Annotated in this window: 7 protein-coding genes; 3 read left to right on the forward strand and 4 right to left on the reverse strand. The window is 55.3% G+C overall.

What is annotated here, in order from left to right:
- The 3 genes from NP596_RS19245 to NP596_RS19255 form a co-directional block, all read right to left on the reverse strand.
- The coding region (locus NP596_RS19245) for a TgpA N-terminal domain-containing protein (RefSeq protein ID WP_256617025.1) at positions 1-695 on the reverse strand (695 nt) is incomplete at its 3' end.
- A gap of 50 nt (positions 696-745) precedes the next feature.
- Positions 746-1,606 carry a DUF58 domain-containing protein gene (locus NP596_RS19250; protein ID WP_371927981.1) on the reverse strand — a complete coding sequence of 287 codons (861 nt, stop codon included), beginning with the start codon at positions 1,604-1,606 and terminating at the stop codon, positions 746-748.
- Between the two features lie 98 nt (positions 1,607-1,704).
- Positions 1,705-2,610 carry an AAA family ATPase gene (locus tag NP596_RS19255; protein ID WP_256617027.1) on the reverse strand — a complete coding sequence of 302 codons (906 nt, stop codon included), beginning with the start codon at positions 2,608-2,610 and terminating at the stop codon, positions 1,705-1,707.
- Between the two features lie 106 nt (positions 2,611-2,716).
- Here NP596_RS19255 and NP596_RS19260 point away from each other — a divergent pair, with 106 nt between their 5' ends.
- Genes NP596_RS19260 through NP596_RS19270 form a run of 3 tightly spaced genes read left to right on the forward strand, consistent with a single transcriptional unit; the run spans position 2,717 to position 5,073 of the window.
- A complete protein-coding gene (locus NP596_RS19260) occupies positions 2,717-3,301 on the forward strand; it encodes a MarR family winged helix-turn-helix transcriptional regulator (RefSeq protein ID WP_256617028.1) in 585 nt (194 codons plus the stop codon).
- A gap of 5 nt (positions 3,302-3,306) precedes the next feature.
- A complete protein-coding gene (gene ubiK / locus NP596_RS19265) occupies positions 3,307-3,558 on the forward strand; it encodes a ubiquinone biosynthesis accessory factor UbiK (protein WP_256617029.1) in 252 nt (83 codons plus the stop codon).
- A 6-nt stretch (positions 3,559-3,564) separates the two neighbouring features.
- On the forward strand, positions 3,565-5,073 hold the full coding sequence (locus NP596_RS19270; RefSeq protein WP_256617030.1) for a YifB family Mg chelatase-like AAA ATPase: 1,509 nt from the start codon (positions 3,565-3,567) through the stop codon (positions 5,071-5,073).
- A 20-nt stretch (positions 5,074-5,093) separates the two neighbouring features.
- On the opposite strand, the gene pilQ is transcribed toward NP596_RS19270, so the two are convergent.
- The coding region (gene pilQ, locus NP596_RS19275; RefSeq protein ID WP_256617031.1) for a type IV pilus secretin PilQ at positions 5,094-6,062 on the reverse strand (969 nt) is incomplete at its 5' end.

Here is a 6,062-nt window from a genome sequence, read left to right on the forward strand (position 1 = left end):
GTCCAGCGCACGCCGTCCGTGCGCGAATAGACCGGGCCGCGCCAATAGCGCCGGGCCGGCGGGGGTGGCTCGCCATCGAACCGCACCCGGAACACTAATTCATCGGACAAACTCAAATCGCTGATGGAGCCCGGCTCAAGAGTGTTGCTCAACCCGGACAGCGCCTTGTTATCGTCCGCCAGCCACATCCAGCGCGGCGCTTCCAGACGCGGAAATAGCACGAAAATCACCGCCGCCATGGGCAGGGCCTGCAAAATAATCGCCGCTGCGGTTTTAATCGCCGTCTGTGTGGCCACCTGAGCGGTATTTTGGGTAATCAACGTGGCCAATAACACCGTACACACCAGCAGAATGTAACCGGCCATCAGAATGCTTTGTTCGTATAAAAATTGCGAGGCGGCCACAATGAACGCCAGATACACAACCAAAAACACATCGCGTCTGCCGTGAATTTCCATCAGCTTTAAACCCAAGGCCACCACAAACAAACCCGTGCCGGCATCGCGGCCGAACACCCCGCGTTGCTGGGTTATCAATAACACGATGCCCAACAGCGTCAATAAAAACAGTAGCCAGCGCTTCGGCAGCCAATCCCGGCGCCGAACGGCCAGGAACCGCCACACCCACATCGCCGCGAAAAAGCTAAACAATGGCCAGGGCATATGCCAGGCATGCGGCAGAGTTATCAAAGCCATCGAAACCAGCAAAAAATACAAGCTGCGCCGATTAAGCGTACTGGCGGCCATCAACGCGCCAACCCAAACAAGGCCAATTCGCGCAAACAGGCCTGACTATGGGCGATGCCGCAATCCGGGCTTAGCTTGACGCCCGGCAGCAGCAAACCGTAGCGCAGCCCGGCGCGTTCGGCATCCACCACCCAGCGGCACAGCTGGCTGAGCCGCCCTTCAACGTCGCCGCCCGGAGTCTCATCATAGTCCAGCCAAAACTCGAGACTGGCGCTGCCCGCATATTGCTTGCTATGCAAGCCGCGGCCCTTGGCGTAAGCTTTCCAATGAATTTGCCGGATCGGATCGCCGCTTTGATAGGATTTGAGACCATAAAACTCATCCCCGCCCCGTTTGGATTGCCCTTGCCGGCCCTGGCCGGCGGCGGTTTCGGGAAAAGGTAAATCCAGCTTGGCGGGATAAGGGTAAACCAGCACCCGGCTATCGAAACGCAACGGCGACCAGGCCCGAAACAAGCCCAGCGGATAACAGCTGGATAAGGTTAGCGTTGAACAATCCAACCAGCCGCGCTTTTTGGTAGCCGCCGGCAATGAAACGCTCCGCGTCTCCCCAGCTTGCAGGCTGATCGGAACAGCCTCCTGTAACCGCATCTCTATCGCCACCCGCTGTTGATCACCGGGATTGTGCAGCACAAAATTGAACATGGCCTTGTCGCCGGCAAATACCGGCGGATGGTGCGAGGGCCGTATCACCAGTCCGGACAAGGACTTGAAACTATGCAAGATAGTCACGAAAAAAATACTGGCCATTAAAAAACCCAGCATATAAGCCAGATTATTGTTGTAAACAAAGGCAATCAACACTACCAGCGCAATCAAGGCAACAAAAACCATGCCTCTTCGAGTGGGCAAGATAAACACCCGCCGTTGATTTAAGACAATCGGACCACTGGCCGGCTCTTCGCCGCTAACAAACCGGCTCAATTTAAAACGCTGTTTTAATCCTAACGGTTGGGCATTCAAAGAACGGCCACCTGTTGCAAAATAGGCGCCACGGCGGCGGCCGAATCATGGCTGCCCGCCAGTAAGCGATGCCCCGCAACCGCCGGCAAAACCGCCTGCACATCTTCCGGCAATACCGCTTGGCGTTGATCCATGAACGCCCAAGCCTTGGCGGCCGCCAACAAGGACAAACCCGCCCGCGGCGACAAGCCGCAAGAATAGTCGTCGCTCTGCCGGGTAAACTCGACGATTGCGAGTAAGTAATCCAATAATGCCGGCGCCGCATGCACCTTACCGGCTTCCTGTTGCAAGGCCGCCAACTTTTCGGCGGGCAAATATACCGGCAGGCTCTTTATCAGGCCATGCCGCGGCTGCCCCATCAACAGTTCCCGCTCGGCCTGCCGGTTGGGATAGCCCAATTCGATCCGCATCAAAAACCGGTCCAACTGCGATTCCGGTAAAGGGAAGGTGCCGATCTGATAGGACGGGTTTTGGGTGGCGATGACAAAAAAAGGCTCGGGCAAGCGATAGGTCTGGCCCTCGACGGTAACCTGCCTTTCCTCCATGGCCTCCAACAGCGCGCTTTGGGCTTTGGGGGTGGCGCGGTTGATCTCGTCCGCCAAAATCATTTGATTGAATAAGGGGCCGGGGTGGAAACCGAAGCTGTTTTGCCTATTATCGAACACCGAAGACCCGATGATGTCGGCGGGCAAAATATCGCTGGTAAATTGTATCCGCTGGTAAGCCAAGCCGAACAACTGCGCCAAGGCATGCGAAAGCGTGGTTTTGCCGACGCCGGGAATGTCCTCTATCAGCAAATGGCCCTTGGCCAACAAACAGCAGACCGCCAAACGAATTTGCCGCTGTTTACCCAGAATGACGGTATCGGCACAGCCGAGCAATTGATAAAGTGCGTGATGCATAATCGAATAGCTAGCGAATAAAGTCCTTCATTGTGCCTCGAGAGAGCAAGTCAGTGCAAATACCTCAAACATCTGTATTTGGGCCGCTTATGCTAGAATTGCAACAATGCATGAATTAGAAACCTTTAAGCTGATCGAACGCATCAGTTCGTTATTGCGCTCGGAAGAACGTAAAAAGTACGCCGCTATCGGTCTGCAGCCGGTGCACGGCCAGGTTCTGGAATATCTGGCCAAATGCAACAAATACAGCAACACCCACGCATCCGTTGCCGAATACCTGGGTTTGACCAAAGGTACCGTTTCCCAGAGCATCCAAATTCTGGAACGCAAACGCTACCTTCGAAAAACCACCGACAGTCTCGACGGCCGCGTCGTGCATTTAAGCTTGACCGAGGCTGGCCTGGCCTTGGTCGACGAGTTAAAACCGCCGGACGTGTTCAAACAAGCGGAACACAAGGTCAGCCATCAGGAATTTGATAGTATCGAAAACGCCTTGCAAGCAACGCTGGGCTTATTGCAAAAAGCCAATCAAAGCAAAAGTTTCGGCATGTGCCGTACTTGCAATCATTTTAGAGTGGTCGAGCATCATTATCAGTGCGGCTTAACCGACGAAGCCCTGGAGCGCGACGATACCGATAAAATATGCCGGGACCACATTCCAAAATTCGACTCCTTCACCCATCGAGAGTAATCGCCATGTTCGATCCGAAATCCATAGATAATCTTGCTGACCGCATCGCCAACGCCATTCCGCCGGGCTTAAACAACTTCAAAGACGATATGGAGAAAAACGTCCACGCTCTGTTGCAAAGTGCCCTATCCAAGCTGGATTTGGTCAGTCGCGAGGAATTTGAAGTGCAAAAAGCCGTACTGGCCAAAACCCGCGGCCGCCTGGAAGAGCTGGAAAAACGAGTTGCCGAACTCGAAAAACAAATCGCCCCGGAGTAAGACCGGATGTCGCTGGCCGTTGTTTTCAGCCGGGGGCGCTCCGGTATCGACGCGCCGCTAGTGACCGTTGAAGTTCATGTCAGTAACGGCTTGCCGGCGCTCAATATCGTCGGCTTGCCCGAAACGGCCGTCAAGGAAAGCAAAGACCGGGTGCGCGGCGCGATTATCAACTCGGGCTTCGAGTTCCCCTTTCAACGCGTCACGATCAATCTAGCTCCCGCCGATTTGCCCAAGGAAGGCGGACGGTTTGACTTGGCGATCGCCCTTGGCATTTTGGCCGCCTCGGGACAGATCGCCAAGGATAATCTGGCTCAATACGAATGTATCGGCGAACTCTCTTTAGGCGGCGAATTGCGGCCCATCGCCGGCGCTTTGCCGGTAGCGATACATGCGCGTAACGCCAATAGGCAACTGATTCTGCCAGTTGGCTGCGCCGACGAAGCCGGTTTGATTAATGATGCGCGGCTTTTACCGGCCCACCATTTGCTGCAAGTGTGCGCCCATTTGAGCGGACAAAGCCTGATTCCTTGGGCGGCGCCCAATATTACCGTGGCGGAATCGCAATTTGAGATCGATTTTGCCGATGTGCACGGCCAATTTCATGTCAAGCGTGCCTTCGAAATCGCTGCCGCAGGGGCTCATAATCTATTGATGCTGGGGCCGCCCGGCACCGGAAAATCGATGCTGGCTGCCCGCCTGCCCACCATATTGCCGGAACTTAGCGAACAACAAGCGCAGGAGACCGCCGCTATCGCATCCATCAGCGACCAAGGCTTGGATATCGGCAAATGGCGAAAGCCGCCCTTTCGCGCCCCTCATCACACGGCCTCCGCCGCGGCTTTGGTCGGCGGCGGCAGCAATCCGAAACCGGGCGAAATATCCTTGTCCCATCACGGCGCCTTATTTTTAGACGAGTTGCCGGAATTCGACCGTAAAGTTTTAGAGGTGCTGCGAGAACCTTTGGAAACCGGCCATATCACCATTTCCCGGGCCAACCGCCAGGCCGATTTTCCGGCCCGATTTCAGCTGATTGCCGCCATGAACCCTTGCCCGTGCGGTTATCTCGGCGACGCCTCCGGCCGTTGCCATTGCAGTTCCGAGCAAGTCGCGCGCTATCGCGCCCGGGTTTCCGGGCCATTACTGGACAGAATCGACATGCATCTGGAGGTGCCGCGAGTGGCCCTGGATGTATTGAGAAAAGGGGTAAAGGAAGGCGAAGAAAGCAGCCAAACGATTCGCGAGCGGGTAACAGCGGCCAGACAACTGGCTGACCGGCGTCAGGGCAAGACAAATTCGGAACTGAATGCCAAGGAGGTCAAGCTGTTTTGCGAACTGGCCGAAGCCGGTCATAGACTACTGGAACAAGCCCTGGAAAAATTCGGCCTATCCCATCGGGCCTATCACCGCATTTTAAAACTGGCCCGCAGCATTGCCGATCTGGCGGGATCCGAGACCATAGAAATTACCCATTTGAGCGAAGCCATCGGTTATCGAAAACTGGATCGGACCCGTTGAGGGGCCCGACCCGGCGTGGATCAGTGCGCTGCCAAAGTATCTTTCACGACCTTTGGGGTGATGAATATCAACAGTTCTCGCCGCGCTTCATTTTTATTGGTCTTTTTAAACATCCAGCCCACCAACGGCAAATCGGACACCCACGGGATAGTATCCAGGGTAGTTACGTTATCCGCTTCGTAAACGCCGCCCAACACAATGGTTTCGCCGTCTTCGACCTGCACCATGGTTTCCACCTCGCGCTTATCGATGGCGGTGGTGTTGAGTCCGCCGGTTGTCACAGCCTGACCCTGCGAATCCCGTTTGATATTCAGCGACATGATCACGCTGCCGGTCGGGGTAATTTGCGGTAACACCTTCAATTCCAATACCGCTTCCTTGAATTCGGTTTGGGTACCGTTTTGGCTGACGGTGGTGTAGGGTATTTCTATACCTTGCTTGATGGTCGCCGGCACCCTATCCTGAGTCATGACGCGCGGATTGGAGACCAATTCCCCCAATTGGTTCGTCTGTAAGGCGCTGATTTCCAGGTTCAACAAATAATCCGCGCCCCGCGCCAGCGTCAACGCCAACGAACCGCCGCTGGACGCCGCCAAGGCAGTTCCCAAGTCTTGCAGAATTTGCGCGTTTGAGCTGGTTTCGGTACCGGATCCTGTAAAGCCGAATTCTTTACCGCCGCCGATCTCGGCCTTTTTCGCCACGCCAAATTTGGTACCTATATCCTGAATAAATGCCGTTGATGCAATCACAATCCGTGACTCGATCAGCACTTGCCTGATCGGCACATCCAGCTTGGCAATCATTTTATGGACATCTTCCAAATGATTGGCGGTATCTTTGATTATCAGGGTATTGGTTCTGGCGTCGACGATCACCGCTCCCCTGTCGGATATCAATCTTAGATTACCGGGCTGTACGCCACCCGCTCCCGAACCGGCCTGCGGAGTCAACCCCGCCGTGGTGCCGCCAGCGGCACCGGAAGCGCCTCC

This window comes from Methylomonas rivi, from assembly GCF_024505165.1.
Taxonomy (GTDB): domain Bacteria; phylum Pseudomonadota; class Gammaproteobacteria; order Methylococcales; family Methylomonadaceae; genus Methylomonas; species Methylomonas rivi.

Bases quoted from the DNA above. Each gene is read 5' to 3' on its own strand.
- ubiK (WP_256617029.1), top strand. From the start codon at position 3,307: ATGTTCGATCCGAAATCCATAGATAATCTTGCTGACCGCATCGCCAAC.
- NP596_RS19260 (WP_256617028.1), top strand. From the start codon at position 2,717: ATGCATGAATTAGAAACCTTTAAGCTGATCGAACGCATCAGTTCGTTA.
- NP596_RS19270 (WP_256617030.1), top strand. From the start codon at position 3,565: ATGTCGCTGGCCGTTGTTTTCAGCCGGGGGCGCTCCGGTATCGACGCG.
- NP596_RS19255 (WP_256617027.1), bottom strand. From the start codon at position 2,610: ATGCATCACGCACTTTATCAATTGCTCGGCTGTGCCGATACCGTCATT.